This window comes from Paenirhizobium selenitireducens ATCC BAA-1503, from assembly GCF_000518785.1.
GTDB classification, from domain to species: domain Bacteria; phylum Pseudomonadota; class Alphaproteobacteria; order Rhizobiales; family Rhizobiaceae; genus Allorhizobium; species Allorhizobium selenitireducens.
Map to the genome: position 1 here is coordinate 94,814 of NZ_JAEG01000015.1, position 15,784 is coordinate 110,597.

The 15,784-nt window shown below is 65.0% G+C and carries 15 protein-coding genes; 7 read left to right on the forward strand and 8 right to left on the reverse strand.

Translation table 11 applies throughout. The annotated features are described in order from the left end of the window. Positions 1-103: 103 nt before the first annotated feature. From L867_RS0117730 to gcvA, 4 genes are all read right to left on the reverse strand, one after another. A complete protein-coding gene (locus L867_RS0117730) occupies positions 104-907 on the reverse strand; it encodes a TIM barrel protein (protein WP_028738115.1) in 804 nt (267 codons plus the stop codon). Between the two features lie 191 nt (positions 908-1,098). Continuing rightward, a complete protein-coding gene (locus L867_RS0117735; RefSeq protein ID WP_028738116.1) occupies positions 1,099-2,313 on the reverse strand; it encodes a TIGR03862 family flavoprotein in 1,215 nt (404 codons plus the stop codon). 23 nt (positions 2,314-2,336) lie between these two features. Further along, on the reverse strand, positions 2,337-3,512 hold the full coding sequence (locus L867_RS0117740) for an aminotransferase (protein WP_028738117.1): 1,176 nt from the start codon (positions 3,510-3,512) through the stop codon (positions 2,337-2,339). 17 nt (positions 3,513-3,529) lie between these two features. Continuing rightward, complete coding sequence (gene gcvA, locus L867_RS0117745) at positions 3,530-4,540, reverse strand: transcriptional regulator GcvA (RefSeq protein WP_028738118.1); 1,011 nt, start codon at positions 4,538-4,540, stop codon at positions 3,530-3,532. A gap of 171 nt (positions 4,541-4,711) precedes the next feature. Between gcvA and speB the strand changes: the two genes are divergently transcribed. From speB to L867_RS0117780, 7 genes are all read left to right on the forward strand, one after another. After that, a complete protein-coding gene (gene speB / locus L867_RS0117750; RefSeq protein ID WP_028738119.1) occupies positions 4,712-5,767 on the forward strand; it encodes an agmatinase in 1,056 nt (351 codons plus the stop codon). 77 nt (positions 5,768-5,844) lie between these two features. Next, positions 5,845-6,933: an ABC transporter substrate-binding protein gene (locus tag L867_RS0117755; RefSeq protein ID WP_028738120.1), complete on the forward strand. Its 1,089-nt coding sequence runs from the start codon at positions 5,845-5,847 to the stop codon at positions 6,931-6,933. Between the two features lie 121 nt (positions 6,934-7,054). Then, positions 7,055-7,306: a type II toxin-antitoxin system Phd/YefM family antitoxin gene (locus L867_RS0117760; RefSeq protein ID WP_028738121.1), complete on the forward strand. Its 252-nt coding sequence runs from the start codon at positions 7,055-7,057 to the stop codon at positions 7,304-7,306. Next, positions 7,303-7,737, forward strand: a complete 435-nt coding sequence (locus L867_RS0117765) for a type II toxin-antitoxin system VapC family toxin (protein WP_028738122.1) — start codon at positions 7,303-7,305, stop codon at positions 7,735-7,737. Before L867_RS0117760 ends, L867_RS0117765 begins: the two co-directional genes overlap by 4 nt. 32 nt (positions 7,738-7,769) lie before the next feature. Then, the gene (locus L867_RS0117770; RefSeq protein ID WP_028738123.1) at positions 7,770-8,804 is read left to right on the forward strand and encodes an ABC transporter ATP-binding protein; all 1,035 of its coding nucleotides are present in this window, start codon (positions 7,770-7,772) and stop codon (positions 8,802-8,804) included. After that, entirely contained in the window at positions 8,801-9,655 is an 855-nt protein-coding gene (locus tag L867_RS0117775; RefSeq protein ID WP_028738124.1) for an ABC transporter permease, read from the forward strand. The genes L867_RS0117770 and L867_RS0117775 overlap by 4 nt, the downstream gene beginning before the upstream one ends. After that, a complete protein-coding gene (locus tag L867_RS0117780) occupies positions 9,652-10,452 on the forward strand; it encodes an ABC transporter permease (RefSeq protein WP_028738125.1) in 801 nt (266 codons plus the stop codon). The genes L867_RS0117775 and L867_RS0117780 overlap by 4 nt, the downstream gene beginning before the upstream one ends. Before the next feature lie 639 nt (positions 10,453-11,091). Here L867_RS0117780 and mmsB read toward each other — a convergent pair. The 4 genes from mmsB to L867_RS0117800 form a co-directional block, all read right to left on the reverse strand. Then, a complete protein-coding gene (mmsB, locus tag L867_RS0117785; RefSeq protein WP_028738126.1) occupies positions 11,092-11,967 on the reverse strand; it encodes a 3-hydroxyisobutyrate dehydrogenase in 876 nt (291 codons plus the stop codon). A gap of 22 nt (positions 11,968-11,989) precedes the next feature. Further along, a complete protein-coding gene (locus L867_RS0117790; protein WP_028738127.1) occupies positions 11,990-13,585 on the reverse strand; it encodes a GMC family oxidoreductase in 1,596 nt (531 codons plus the stop codon). Positions 13,586-13,894: 309 nt separating this feature from the next. Then, positions 13,895-14,893, reverse strand: coding sequence for a branched-chain amino acid ABC transporter permease (locus tag L867_RS0117795; protein WP_028738128.1), 999 nt, complete (start codon positions 14,891-14,893; stop codon positions 13,895-13,897). Between the two features lies 1 nt (position 14,894). Next, entirely contained in the window at positions 14,895-15,782 is an 888-nt protein-coding gene (locus L867_RS0117800; RefSeq protein ID WP_028738129.1) for a branched-chain amino acid ABC transporter permease, read from the reverse strand. Between the last annotated feature and the right edge of the window lie 2 nt (positions 15,783-15,784).

Here is a 15,784-nt window from a genome sequence, read left to right on the forward strand (position 1 = left end):
GGCGCGTGGCGATCCCGGATGGCGGTGGGCCCGGCCGAGGACGAAGCCCGCGGCTTGGGTTCGGCGAGCGGGGACCGTCACAGGTCTCCCGCTCGCGCCAGGTTCAGACGGCGGCCGCGATGTAGTCCATGCTCGCCTTGACCGCAGCGCCCGGATCGCTCAGCGCGTGAACGCTGTCGGCGAAGGGCTCGAAGGACAAGGGGCCGTCATAGCCGGCGGCCCGCAAGGCAAGGATCTGGCCGATATTGTCGAGCCGATCGGCAGGATCGACGAGGACACGATGGCTGTCGCGCATGTCGGCGACGGAGACGGACGGATCCGTGACGCCGGAAATGTGCACGAGCCCGGTCAAGGCGGGAAAGAGGGCGGGTTCGCCGGCGAGGTGATGATGGAAAGTGTCGTGGACGAGCCGGAACACACCGCCTCCGCCGACCGCGTCGATCGCATCCGCCGCCTCCTGCTTGGAGCTCAGCGAGCAGACGGCAAAGCCGAGCGGCTCGACCAGGCCGGTCACGCCGGCCGCTTCGAGGCGGGGCTTCAGCGCTGAGAGCGCTTCTTGCAGGTTCCGCTGGCGCTCGCCGTCCTTGAGGCCCGTGCCGTCGTTCTTCGGCACCAGGACCAGGGCCTTTGCGCCGCAATCGCGGGCATAGGCGATCAGTTCATCGGCTTGCCCTGCGCGCGCCTCGGTCCACTCGTTGAAGCGCTGCAGCGCATTGATCGAAATGATCTCGATGCCGCGATCCTCGGCCAGTTTGCGGATCTCGCCGGGCGCTGTGCCGTCGAGGATGGCGTTGTCGGCAAGGTCGTTGCGGATCTCGACGGCGTTGATGCCCAGCGAGACTGCTAGGTCGAAAAAATCCGCGACCGGCATGGCCGGTGTGGTCATGTGATTGAGGGCAAATTTCATCGGTTTTGGTTTCCTCCCGGCGGCGCCCGATCGCCCCGCCCTCGCACGCGTGAGCGTAGGGCAGCCCTGCCGCAGCGTCAAAGCGTCAGCCGTGGCGAACGCAGCGGGAGCGAGCGAGGTCGCCATTCCAGGGCCGCCCCCGACGATGCATGCGTCCTCGGCGGAGATCGGGACTGCGCGGGGCTGAACAGCTAGACGTTCTTCGCCAGCCAGTCTTCGATGCCGCGGGCGGCGGTCCCGCCACTGGCAAGACAGGCCGTCAGCAGGTAGCCTCCGGTCGGCGCCTCCCAGTCCAGCATCTCGCCGGCGACGAAGGTGCCGGTCAGGGCTTTCAGCATCAGGTTCGCGTCGACGCTGTCGAAGGTGATGCCGCCGGCGGACGAAATCGCCTCGGCGATCGGACGGGGCGAAACGACCGGCAGAGGCAGTGACTTGATCGTTTCGGCGAGGCGCCGGGCATCGAGACGATTGGCGTCGGGAGTGAGTTCCCTGACCAGGGCCGCCTTGACCCCGTCGAGGCCGGTTCCCTTGCGCAAGCGATTGGAAAAGCTCGCCTTCGCGTCCTGCCGTTCCAGGTCGCGGGTCAGCTTGTCGACCGTCCGGCCGGGTGCGAGGTCGAGGACAAGGCTGGGTGCTCCGTTCCTCTGCAAGGCGTCGCGCAACGCGCCGGCATGGGCGTAGATCAGGCTGCCCTCGATACCGTTGCGGCTGATGACGAACTCGCCCTGCGTCGTCCCGGCCGCGCTGGTCGCGGTCACCGATTTGACCGGCTCTCCGGCGAAACGCTCGACAAAGGTCTCGGAGAAGGCGCAGTCGAAGCCGCAATTGGCGGGACGGAAGGGGGCGACCTCGACGCCCTGGGCCTGCAGCCAAGGGACCCAGACGGCGTCGGAGCCGAGCCGCGGCCAGCTCGCGCCGCCGAGCGCCAGCAGCACGGCGTCGGCCTCGACGGTCTCCTGGCCATGCGGCGTGTCGATCCGGCAGGCATTGCCGTCGAAGCCGATCCAGCGATGGCGGGTGAGGATCGTCACGCCCTGTGCTTCCAGCCGCTTCAGCCAGGCGCGCAGCAGCGGCGAGGCCTTCATCACCGTGGGAAAGACGCGGCCCGACGTGCCCGTGAAGGTCTCGGTGCCGAGGCCATCCGCCCAGTCGCGCACGTCCTGCGGCGTGAAGCCGTCGAGCATCGGGCGCAACCAGTGCGCCGCCGAGCCGAAGCGGGTGACGAAGCGCGCATAGGGCTCGGCATGGGTGATGTTCAGCCCAGACTTGCCCGCCAGCAGGAATTTGCGCGCCACGGTCGGCATGGCCTCGTAGACCGTGACCGCGTGGCCGGCGCGGGACAGCTGCTCGGCGGCCATCAGGCCGGCCGGTCCGCCGCCGATGATCGCGATGCGCTTTGCCGCCATGGGTCGTCCCTCCTTGTTACGGCTCAGCCGAGGGTGAAAGCGGCGAGGCGGTCGGCCAGCGAGGCGATGGTCGGGCTGTCGGCATTGGCGAAGGCGAAGCGCAGGTAGTTCTCCTGGCCCTCCCCGAAATAGGCGCCGGGAATGCAGACCACGCCGGCCTCGCGCGCCAGCTTTTCCGCCACTTCGGCCGAGGGCGTGCCGGCGAAGGGATGGCGGATGAAGGCGAAATAGGCGCCGATCGAATCCATCTTCCAGTCCGGCAACCCGGCCATGACGGTGCGCAGCGTGTCGGCGCGTCTGGCGATCTCGGCGCGGTTGGCCTTGCGCCACTCCTTCAGCGCCGGGATGGCGCGGGCAACGGCGGCCTGTGGGGCGCGTGGCGCGCAGATCTGCAGGTTGTCCATCACTTTGGCGATCTCCGCGACGGCCTTCGGGCCCGCCGTCACTGCGCCCAGCCGGTGGCCGGGAATGCAGAAGGACTTGGAAAAGGAGTAGAGCAGGATCAGGTTGTCCTCCCAGCCGGGAACCGACAGGAGATCGTGCGGGCGCTGGCCTTCGGGCAGGAAGTCGCGATAGGTTTCGTCCAGCATCAGCCAGGCGCCGGCGTCGCGGCAGGCGTCGAAGATTTCGCGCAGAAGCCCGGCCGGATAGATCGCCCCGGTCGGGTTATTGGGCGAAACCAGTCCCAGCGCCTTGACGCCGGTTGCGAGGATCTTTCTCACGGCGCCGATGTCCGGGACGAAACCGCCGGCCGGATCGAGCCACAGCAGACGGCGCTCGATGCCCATCATCGCCAGCGTCGTTTCCTGGTTGAAATAATAGGGATCGGTCAGCGCCACCGAATCGCCTGGTCCAGCAATCGCCATGGCGGCTGCCATGAAGGCCTGGTTGCAGCCCGAGGTGATGTGGATGTTCTCCATCCCGACGGCCGCGCCATAGACTTCGGCCATCTCGGCTGCATAGGCGGTGCGCAGATCACTCTCCCCTTCGATGGGCCCGTAGCCGGCGTAGGCGCGCGACGCGGCCGTCTCGCCGAGCCAGGCCAGCATGTCGGGATGCGGCGGATAGCCGGGCACGGCCTGGCTGAGGTCGATCAGCGGGCCACGGGCGCCGTCATAGGCGCGCGCCCAGGCAAAGACCGAGGGGATGGGCGGCGGCGAGAGGCGGGAAATCAGCGGGTTGAAGGCGGATGCAGGCATTGTCTTGCTCGTTTGTTTCAAGGGGTCTGGTCGGCGATCTCGCCGGTGTCGGAATGGGTTGTCTCGAGGGCCGGCGCCACCTTGGCGGCACGCGGTGCCCGGCTGCGTCCGGCCTGGCGGATCGCCGGGCTCGGCTGCGAACTGCGCTCGTTTTCCAGCGTGGCAAACAGCCAGTCGATGAAGACGCGCACGATCGGCGCGGCGCGCATCTCGTTGCGGGTCGCGACGTAGAACGCGTCCGAGGCGGGCACCGAAAGATCGAAGGGAATGATCAGCTCACCCGCGGCAATCAGGCTGGAGGCGGTGATGCTGTCGCCCAGCGCCACCCCCTGGCCATGGCGTGCGGCCTCGATCGAAAGCCGCGCATCGCTCATGAAATGTTCGCGCCCGCGCGGCATGTCGAGCTGGTCGGCGGCGGCGAGCCAGGTGTTCCATTCCCGCCCGTCGTCGCCATGCAGCAGCACGTGATCGCGCAGGTCGCGGATCGAGCGCAGCGGGCGCGCGTTGAGCAGGGAAGGCGAGACGACGGGAAAGAGCTGGAGCGTGCTCCACTGGCGAGTCCAGCAGTCGCGCCAGCCGCCCGGGCCGTAGAGAATGGCGACGTCGATGTCAGGCGAGTGGATGAGATCCACATCATTGCTGGACGAGAGCTTGAGGCTGATCTCCGGATATTGCTCGGAGAAGGCGTTCATCCGCGGAATGAGCCAGAAGGACAGGAGGGCCGGAACGCAGGAAATGCGCAGTCGTCCGCTGGTCGACGGTCGGTTCATCAGTGCGGTTGCGGCGGCGATGCCGTCGAAGGCCGACGAGACCGCGGGGAGCAGCAGCGCGCCCTGGGGTGTCAGCTTCAACCGCTTGCCGCCACGCTCGAACAGGGCCGCCTTCAACGTTTCCTCCAGCGTCTTGATCTGGTGGCTGACGGCGCCGTGGGTGACGTTCAGCTCGCGCGCGGCCGCCGAAATCGAGCCGCGGCGGGCCGCCGCCTCGAAGGCGCGGAGCGGGTTGAGCGGCGGCAGGCGGTTCGACATCAGGGGACGACTCTATGAATTTTTCTCACAAGGATTGCTATAACATCGTGAATTGCATTTCCATAGGCTTTGCGAATTAATGCTCACATTAAAGGCAGGCCGACGATCTGCCGCATAAACAGTCGTTGCACGTTCGGCCAGCCATCGTGCGCATGCGAAGAGGGTGATGAGATGACGTTCGACGAAAAGAAGCTTGCGGACCTGCGCGCCAAATACGGCGGCGACAATGCGGGCGAGATCTTCGATCCGAAGTTCGCCAAGGTCGGCGCCAAGATCTTCCAGAACGGCACCCGCGCAGCCCCCTATGCCGGCGTTCCCACCTTCCTCTCGGCGCCGCACCGGCCGATCGATCCGCAGGACCCCGATTTCGGCGACCTGCAGGTGGCGATTGTCGGCGTGCCCATGGACCTCGGCGTTTCCAACCGTCCGGGCTCGCGGTTCGGACCGCGGGCGCTGCGCTCCATCGATCGCATCGGACCCTACAACCATGTGCTCGAATGCTCGCCTATCTTCGATATCAAGGTCGGCGACATCGGCGACGTACCGTTCTCCAGCCGCTACCGCCTGGAACTCAGCCACGAGGACATCGAACGCCATATGTCGAAGATCGTCGAGGCCGGCATCCTGCCGCTGTCGGTCGGCGGCGACCATTCGATCACCCAGTCGATCCTGAAGCCGATTGCCAGGAAGCATGGCCCGGTGGGCCTCGTCCATATCGATGCCCATTGCGATACCGGCGGGCCGTTCGACCAGTCGAAGTTCCATCATGGCGGCCCCTTCCGCAATGCCGTTCTCGATGGCACGCTGGATCCGACCCGCACCATCCAGATCGGCATTCGCGGTCCGGCCGAATATCTGTGGGAATTCTCCTACGAGTCCGGCATGACCGTCATCCATGCCGAAGAGATCACCGGGCTCGGTATGCCGGCGATCATCGAGAAGGCGAAGAAGATCATCGGCGACGGCCCGACCTATCTCTCCTTCGACATCGACAGCCTCGATCCGAGCATCGCGCCGGGCACCGGCACGCCGGAAGTCGGCGGTCTGTCCTCGCGCGAAGTGCTCGAACTGATCCGCGGGCTCAAGGGCATCAACCTCGTCGGCGGCGACGTCGTGGAAGTGGCGCCGCAATATGACGCGACCCACAATACCGCCCATGCGGGTGCGCAGGTTCTCTTCGAAATTCTCAGCCTGATGGTCTATAGTCCGGCAATCAACGGCCGCTGAGCGGCGCCATCTCCGGGGTGGCGCTCGGCGCCCCGCAACAGAGTTCACGACTAGCAATCAAGAAAAGGGAACGGAATATGAAGAACATTCTCAATGCCTCCGTCAGCCGCCGCAGCGTGCTGGCCGGCTCGCTTGCCGGTGCCGGCATGCTCGCCATGCCGTCGATCCTCAGGGCCCAGGACAAGTCGCTGAAGGTCGGCGTCTATGGCGGCTACTTCAAGGATTCGTTCGACAAGAACATCTTCCCGGAATTCACCAAGGCGAGCGGCATCGCCGTCGGATCGGTTGCCGAGCCGACCGGCGAAGCCTGGCTCGTGCAGCTCGAACAGGCCGCCAAGGCCGGCCAGGCGCCGGCCGACGTTTCGATGATGTCGCAGGTCTCGATGCTCAAGGGCCAGTCCACCGAGCTCTGGGCGCCGCTCGACACCGCCAAGATCAAGAATGCCTCGGGCCTGATCGACGCCTTCGTCAACAAGTATCCGGACGGCCGTGTCGCCGGCATCGGCGCGGTTGCCTGGTACATCACGCTCGTCACCAATACCGACGTCTACAAGGAAGCCCCGACCTCGTGGGCCGCCCTTTGGGATCCGGCAAACGAAGACAAGCTCGGCCTTCTGGCGCTCGTCTCGAACTCCTTCCTGCTGGAAGTGACCGCCAAGACCCATTTCGGCGGCACCGAAGTGCTCGACACCGAGGAGGGCATCCTCAAGGTGTTCGACAAGCTTGCCGAAGTGAAGCCGAACGTGCGCCTGTGGTATCGTGACGAAGCCCAGTTCGAACAGGCGCTGAAGTCGGGCGAAATCCCGATGGGCCAGTACTACCACGACGTCACCGGCCTTGCCGCCGCCGACGGCCATCCGGTCCGCTCCACCTTCCCGAAGGAAGGAGGCATCATGGATTCGGGCTGCTGGGCGCTGTCGCGCGCTTCGACCAAGACGGAAGAGGCTCACGTCTTCATCGACTACATGTCCCAGCCGTCGATCCAGGCGACCCTGTCGCGCAAGGTCGGCACCGCGCCGACGGTCAAGCGCGAGCTGCTCGACCTGACGGCGGAAGAGTTCGCCGCCGTGTCGTCCGACATCGCGCCGATCATTCCGCGCTACGACCTCTACCAGACGAAGTCGGACTGGCTGAACCAGAAGTGGACCGAGCTGATCGTCGGCTGATCGGATTGCCGTCGCCTCCTTTCTGTAAGGGAGGAGGCGATGGCTTCGTGTGTGCCCCTTTTTTGCAGTGCGGGCAGGCACGTGGTAATGTTGTTGCGTGTGTATATCCGGAGACGAAGTCATGACGACGGTCAGCTTGCGGGATGTGAATACCGATCTTTCCGAGCTTGTGGACGAGGCAATCAAGGGTGGCAGCGTGACGATCACCCGTGACGGCAAGCCGGTGGCGACGTTGGTGCCAGTTGAGCAAACAGCCAACACGACAACCGAGCCGAAAACCAAGCGTAGTTTCCTTGAGCACCTGATGGCGTTCCCCGAACCCGACATGGTTCTTGAACGCAATCCCTCCCGCGGGCGAGATGTCGATCTTTGAGCGGATATCTGATCGACACAAATGCGATTTCCCTCCTTTCCAACGGCAGGGCTTCACCGGCTTTCCTAGACTGGCTAAAACAGCAGCAGCAACGGGACTTGTTGTATGCCTCATCGATTATGCTTCAAGAAATTGAAAAGGGCGTCGTGAAGCTGGAACTGGTGAAGGCGGGGAGCCCGGCTAAGGCCAAACGTTTGAGGCTATGGCTCGAGACGGTGATGTCGGATTTTCAGGATCGGTTCCTGCCAGTCGATATCGAGGTTGCATTGGCTGCAGGACGGCTTGAAGGAGCGATGCTTGCCCGTGGGCAAAATGTCGAACTCGCCGATATCCTAATTGCTGCAACAGCCCAAACGCATGACCTCACGGTCGTCACGGCCAATATCAGGGACTTCGAGCCTCTAGGCGTCGACTGTCTTGCACCCTTTTGAACAACCTTTCTTCTGATTGGAAACTACATCCCATGTCAGGTCTGACACTCAATGCCGTCACCAAGCAGTTCGGTCCGTTCACGGCCGTCGACCAGGTGCAACTGGCCGTGCCGCACGGCACCTTCGTCTGCATGCTCGGACCTTCGGGCTGCGGCAAGACCACGCTGCTTCGGATGATTGCCGGCCTCGACACGCCGACCGGCGGTTCGATCGTGCTCGACGGCGAGGACATCACGGCCGTGCCGACCCACAAGCGCAATCTCGGCATGGTGTTCCAGTCCCTGGCGCTGTTCCCGCATCTGACGGTGGGCGAGAACATCGCCTATCCTCTGCGCATCCGCGGCATCGGCCGTGAGGAACAGGTGAAGCGTGTCAACGAACTGCTCGCCATGATCCATCTCACCGGCTATGCCGACCGGCCGGTCACCAAGCTATCCGGTGGTCAGCGCCAGCGCGTGGCGATCGCCCGGGCGCTCGCTATCTCGCCAAAACTCTTCCTGCTCGACGAGCCGCTCTCGGCGCTCGATGCCAAGCTGCGCGAGGCCATGCAGGTCGAACTGCGCAAGCTGCAACAGCAGCTCGGCATTACCACCATCGTCGTCACCCACGACCAGCGCGAGGCCATGACCATGGCCGACACCGTGGTGGTGATGAACGGCGGCAAGATCCGCCAGGCGGCAAGCCCGATCGAGATCTACCGCAAGCCCGCCGACCGTTTCGTCGCCGATTTTATCGGCTCCACCAATCTCCTGCCGCTCACCGTCGAGGGCGGGCGCACGCTGGTGCTCGGCCAGGCGGTCGAAGGTTTCGCGCCGCCTGCGGGCCTCGCCGCGGCCAGCCTGTCGGTCCGCCCGGAGGATATTCATCTATCCGCGCCGGGTGAGGGTCGGCTCACCGGCCGCGTCACCTTCATCCGCGATCTCGGCGGCACGATCGAGACTTTCATCGACGTGCGCGGCACCGAAGTGGTGGCCGTCTCGACGCCGCGCGAACGGCCGGTCGTCTCGGTCGGCCAGGATGTCGGCGTGGTGATCGATCCCGCCACCGCCGTGGTGCTTGCCGCATGAGACGCGAACCGCCCCAGAGAGCTCTCGACTATGCGCCGCTCGCCTTTCCGGCGGCCATGCTGATCCTGTTCTTCGTCGTGCCGTTCGCGACGATGATTGCCGTCAGCTTCTTCCAGCGCAATCCCTCCGGTTTCTATTCCCCGGCCTTCGTGCTCGACAATTATGCCCGCTTCATCAGCCCCTTCTTCGCCGGCGTGCTCGGCTTCTCGCTGATGCTGGCGATCGCGGTGGCCGTGGTCTGCGTGGTGCTCGGCCTGCCATTCACCTATCTGCTCGCCCGCATGTCGCGCAAAGCCCAGGTGCTGTGGCTGGTGGCGCTGCTGTCGATCCTGTCCCTGTCGGAAGTCATCATCGGCTTTGCCTGGTCGACGCTGTTTTCGCGCACCGCCGGCATCACCAACCTGCTGGTCATGATCGGGCTGATGGAAAAGCCCGTGGCGCTGATGCCGAATTTCGGCGCGGTGCTGACCGGCATGGCCTATCAGGCGCTGCCCTATACCGTGCTGGTGCTTTATCCCGCGCTCGTTCGGCTCGATCCGACGCTGACCGAGGCGGCCCGCACGCTCGGCGCCTCGCCGATCCGGGCCTTCTTCACCGTGGTCGTCCCGGCGCTTCGCAACACCATTCTCGCGACGCTGATCATGGTCTTCATCTTCGCGCTCGGCTCCTATCTGCTGCCGCAGATCCTCGGGCGGCCGCAGCACTGGACGCTGTCGGTGCTGATCACCGACCAGGCGATCTACCAGTCGAACATGCCGTTCGCAGCGGCCATGGCGGTGTTCCTCGTGCTCGTCACGCTTGGCATGGTGGCGCTGACTCTGTTCGTCGGCCGCAAGGGAGAGACGGCATGAACACGCTGCTGACCCGTATCTACTTCACCCTGATCGGTATCTTCCTCGCCGCCCCGATCGTCGTGGTCGCCGGCGTCTCGGTCAACGAGAAGCAGAGCCTGACCTTCCCGCCGCAGGGCTTTTCGCTGGCCTGGTATGGCGCGATCTTCACCGACACCGGCTGGCGCTCCGCCTTCTTCGCCTCGGTCCTATTGGCGCTCGCCTCGGCGGCGCTGGCGGTTACGATCGCCCTGCCGCTTGCCTGGTTCCTATGGCGGCGTATCGCGCCCTGGGCCAACATCTTCCAGGTGCTCGGCATCGCGCCCTTTACCCTGCCGCCCGTCATCACGGCGCTGGGTCTCCTGACCTTCTGGGCGACCACCGGCTTCTACGGCCAGCCGTGGACGGCGGTGATCGGGCACGCGATCTTCTTCGTGACGCTGCCGCTCGTCACGCTGTCGCTCGGCTTTTCCGCCATCGACCGCTCGCTGGTCGAGGCGGCGGCCACCATGGGGGCCGACGACAGGACGGTGTTCCGCACCGTCGTGCTGCCGCTGATCCGGCCCTATCTGGTGTCCGGCTATGCGTTTGCCTTCGTCCTGTCGCTCAACGAATACATCGTCGCCTACATGACGGTCGGCTTCACCATGGAGACGCTGCCGATCAAGATCTTCAACGCGCTACGCTACGGCTATACGCCGACCATGGCCTCGGTGACGATCCTGTTCGTCGCGGTCGCGGCGTTGGTCTTCGGTCTCGTCGCCCGGTTCGGCGACCTGCCGAAGCTGCTCGGCGCCATGGCCGAAGACGAGCGCTGACCGGCGATCTTGCACAGGCGTCGGGGTTCGCCCCGGCGTCTTTCCAGTTCGTAAGCGCAAATCCTAAAGACTAGCCGGCCAGATTTACCCTTCGTTTAGGTTTGAGGCCTAACCCTTGCTTTGTTCCGGATGGAACTCCGCGCATGACGTAGCGGATGATGAAACATGGGGATGAGGCACATGATGTGCGCAACAGGGTCCGCGATCATTGCGGACATGAATGAACACCTGCCGTCACGGCTCGTGACGCCAAATCGGGCACCCTCGGCGGTGTCCCTTGCGTTTCCCGGCTCTAGCCGGTCCTTGGCCCTTTGGCCAATCCAGTCCACCCTTTTGAGACAAGCGGCCGTCCTTCGGCTGGTCCGCGCCCTGCGACCCGCGCGAGCGGCCGTCGCGGCGAGCCCGCGCGCCCCGAAGTCCAGATAGTCACGCCATCGGTCCCGCCAAGGGACCGTCGCGATGCCTATCGGTGCCGTCCCGTCACCCCATGCCGGACGGCCCATGACCTCGATAGGCATCGCGGGAGGAGCACGGCACGCCCCCACCCCCCCAGAGTCGTGCTCCTCCACCCCTTTCCAAGACAGAACGGCCGACGGAATCGCTTCCGCCGGCCGTTCTGCTGCGCAGGAGGGAGGACACTCAGCCGCGCAGCATCTCGATGATCGCCGAGAAGTCCCGGCCGCCATGGCCCTGCTTGTCGAACAGGTCGAAGAGCTGGGCGGCTTCGGCGCCGAGCGGGGTTGCAGCACCCGCTGCAAGGGCTGCTTCCTGCGCCAGTTTCAGGTCCTTCAGCATCAGGGCCGCGGCGAAGCCGGGCTTGTAGTCGTTGTTGGCCGGCGAGGTCGGCACGGGGCCGGGGACCGGGCAATAGGTGTTGATCGACCAGCACTGGCCGGACGAGGTGGACGCGACGTCGAACAGCGCCTGGTGGCTCAGCCCCAGCTTTTCGCCGAGCGCGAAGGCTTCGCAGACACCGATCATCGAAATGCCGAGGATCATGTTGTTGCAGATCTTGGCGGCCTGGCCGGCGCCGTTGCCGCCGCAATGGACGATCTTCTTGCCCATGGCTTCGAGGATAGGCTTTGCGCTGGCGAAGGCCTCGTCGCTGCCGCCGGCCATGAAGGTGAGCGTGCCGGCCGAAGCGCCGCCGGTGCCGCCGGATACGGGAGCGTCGAGCGACAGGCAATCGGCGCCGGCGGCAAGCTCATGCGCCTTGCGGGCGCTTTCGACATCAATGGTCGAGCAGTCGATCAGCAATGTACCGGCCTTCGCCGCCGAGACGAGTTCGCCCCAGACCGAGAGCACATGCGCTCCCTTCGGCAGCATGGTGACCACCGTGTCGGCGCCGGCGATGGCGTCCTTGATCGACGTCGCGGGCGACACGCCGGAAGCTGTCGCGGTCTTCAGGATCTCGGCCGAGAGGTCGAAGCCCTTCGCGACATGGCCGGCCTTGACGAGGTTGGCGGCCATGGGGCCGCCCATGTTGCCCAGTCCGATGAATGCGATAGTGGCCATTTCAGTCTCCTGTCTTTAAGCGTCAGCGATTGTCCGCGAGGATCATCTCGGCCGCCTTCTCGGCGATCATGATGGTCGGCGAATTGGTGTTGCCGGAGGTGATCGTCGGCATGATCGAGGCATCGGCGATCCGAAGCCGCTTCAGCGCTCGCATTTTCAAGCGCGGATCGACGACGCTCTGCTCGTCCGAACCCATACGGCAGGTGCCGACCGGGTGGAAGATCGTCGTGCCGATTTCACCGGCCGCGCGCATTAGATCTTCGTCTGACTCGTAGGCCGGACCCGGCTTGAATTCCTGCGGATTATAGCGGGCGAAGGACGGCTGCTGGGCAATCTTGCGGGTGAGCCGGATCGACCTGACGGCGACGTCCCGGTCGGCCGGTGCGGTCAGGTAGCGTGGGGCAATGACCGGCTGGGCGGCGAAGTCCGGTGTCGTCGCATGGACCGAGCCACGGCTTTCGGGTCTGAGATTGCACACGCTGGCAGTCACCGCCGGGAAGGGGTGCACGGGCTCGCCGAATTTTTCCAGCGTTACCGGCTGCACGTGATACTGCAGGTCGGGCGTTTCCTTGTCCGGGCCCGAGCGGGTGAAGATGCCGAGCTGGCTCGGTGCCATGGCCATCGGGCCGGAGCGTTTCAACAGGTATTCCAGGCCGATCGAGGCCTTGCCGATCAGGCTCGAGGCTTTCTCGTTCAAGGTCGGCACGCCGGTGACCTTGAAGGCGAGGCGCAGCTGCAGATGGTCCTGCAGGTTCTCGCCGACGTCGCGCACGTCCTTCTTCACCTCGATCCCGGCATTCGTCAGCACTTCGCCACGGCCGATGCCGGAGCGTTCGAGAATATGCGGCGAGCCGATCGCGCCGGCGCACAGCACCGTCTCGCGCCTTGCCGAGAACTTCTTGGTCACGCCGTCATGATGCACCTCGACGCCGGTCACGGCATCATCCTCGATGATCAGGCGCTTGACATGCGCCTTGATCAGAACGGTGAGGTTGCCGCGCTTGACGGCAGGGCGCAGGAAGGCCTTGGAGGTGTTCCAGCGGATGCCGGAGCGCTGGTTGACGTCGAAATAGCCGGACCCTTCATTGCTGCCACGGTTAAAGTCGGCGGTCTCGGGGATGCCGGCTTCCTTGGCCGCCTGCTGGAAGGCTTCGAGCACCGCCCAGCGGACGCGGGCCTTTTCCACCCGCCATTCGCCGCCCGCGCCGTGCATTTCGTCGGCGCCCTTGTAGAAGTCTTCCGACTTCCGGAAGAGCGGCAGGACATCGTCCCAGCCCCAGCCCTCGCAGCCCATCTGGCGCCACTGGTCATAGTCCCGGGCCTGGCCGCGCATGTAGATCATGCCGTTGATCGACGAGCAGCCGCCGAGCACCTTGCCGCGCGGATAGCTGAGCGAGCGGCCGTTCAGGCCCTCTTCCTTGGCTGTGGTGAAGCACCAGTCGGTGCGCGGGTTGTTGATGCAATAGAGATAGCCGACGGGGATGTGCACCCAGTGGTAATTGTCGCTGCCGCCGGCTTCCAGGAGCAGGACGCGCGTCGCCGGATCGGCCGCCAGGCGGTTGGCCATCACGCAGCCGGCCGTGCCGGCGCCGATGACGATGTAGTCGTAGCTTTCCATGCTTCACTCCGCATCGGCCTTGGGACCGATTTTTTGTCAAAGGTGGCGACAGGTCCTGAAGGCACCCGTCTGCCCTTGTGAGTTTGTCAAAGGGCGAGGATCGTCCCTCGGGGGGGGACCGAACGTGGCAGGCCGGTGGCCGACGGATACCCTCTTCTCCCCGACGGGGAGAAGTGCCGAGCGTAGCGAGGCGATGAGGGGGCCAAGTGCACTCAGATCAGTTGGCTTCGCCCCCCTCATCCGGCGCTGCGCGCCACCTTCTCCCCGACGGGGAGAAGAGGGGTACCGCCTCCGCTTTCCGTCTCGTCCTTACCGTCGGTATTCGAAGCCGAACCTGCGGCCGAGGCGCGAGGCGTAGAATTCGCCGACGATGCCGCGCCGGAAGACCAGCACGCAGACCATGAACACCACGCCGGTGATGACCGTCACCGGGAACCCGGTGGTGGCGAGGTAATTGCCGAGCGTCACCACGAGGCCGGCGCCGAAGATCGGGCCGATCAACGTGCCGATGCCGCCGAGCAGGGTCATCAGGATAACCTCGCCGGACATCTGCCAGGTGACGTCGGTCAGCGTGGCGAACTGGAAGACCAGCGCCTTCAGCGAACCGGCAAGGCCGGTCAGCGCCGCCGACATGACGAAGGCGCCGAGCTTGTAGCGGGCGACCGAATAGCCGAGCGAGGTGGCACGCGCCTCGTTCTCGCGGATCGATTTCAAGATCATGCCGAAGGGCGAGTTGATGAAGCGCCAGATGACCAGCAGGCCGATGACGAAGACGGCGAGCACGAGATAATACATCGACAGCGGCTGGCTGAGGTCGATGAAGCCGAACAGATGGCCGCGCGGTACCGACTGGATGCCGTCCTCGCCATGGGTGAATTCGGCCTGCAGGCAGAAGAAGAAGAACATCTGCGACAGCGCCAGCGTGATCATGGCGAAGTAGATGCCCTGCCGGCGGATGGCGAAGAAGCCCATCACAAGTCCGAGGATGGCCGCGCCTATGACGCCCGTCAGGATGCCGAGCTCGGGCGAAAAGCCCCATTCCTTCACCGCATGGGCGGTGAAGTAGGAAGCCCCGCCGAAGAAGGCGGCATGGCCGAAGGACAAAAGACCGGTATAGCCGAGCAGCAGGTTGAAGGCGCAGGCGAACAGCGCGAAGCACAGCACCTTCATCAGGAAGACGGGATAGAGGAAGAAGGGCGCGGCGATGAGCAGCAGCAGTCCGGCGCCGATAAGGACGGCGCGGGCGGCGGTTGCGTTGCCCGAGGCCGGCGGAACGTGGGTCGAGGTTGTTGTCGTGGTATGAGCCATGTCACGCATCCCGGCCGAAGAGGCCTGCAGGCCTGATGAGAAGAACGATCGCCATGATGACGAAGATCACGATGTTGGAGGCTTCCGGGTAGAAGACCTTGGTCAGGCCCTCGGCGATGCCGAGCATGTAGCCGGTGACGATGGCGCCCATGATCGAGCCCATGCCGCCGACGACGACCACCGCGAAGACAACGATGATGATGTTGGAGCCCATCAGCGGCGAGACCTGGTAGATCGGAGCCGCCAGCACCCCGGCAAAGGCGGCGAGCGCCACGCCGAGGCCGTAGGTAAAGGTCAGGAGCACCGGCACGTTGACGCCGAAGGCCTGGACGAGGGTCGAGTTTTCGGTCGCTGCGCGCAGGTAGGAGCCGAGCTTGGTCTTCTCGATCAGCACCCAGGTGGCGAGGCAGACGATCAGCGAGACGACGACAACCCAGCCGCGATAGATCGGCAGGAACATGAAGCCGAGATTGGCGCCGCCGGCGAGGGCCGGGGGCGTGGCATAGGGCTGCCCCGACGAGCCGTAGAAATAGCGGAACGTGCCTTCGATCGTCAACGCCAGGCCGAAGGTGAACAGCAGGCCGTAGAGCGGATCGAGGTCGTAGAGCTGGCGCAGGAAAAAGCGTTCCACCACCGCGCCGACGCCGCCGACGATCAGCGGAGCCAGGATCAGCGCCGGCCAGTAGCCGATGCCGGCGAAGGTGAGCAGCAGGTAGGCGACGAAGGCGCCGAGCATGTACTGCGCCCCGTGGGCGAAGTTGATCATCCTGAGAAGGCCGAAGATGATGGCGAGGCCAAGCGACAGCAGGGCGTAGAAGGAGCCGTTGATCAGGCCGATCAGCAACTGGCCGAACAGCGCCTGGAGGGGAATGCCGAAGATCATCGTCATCG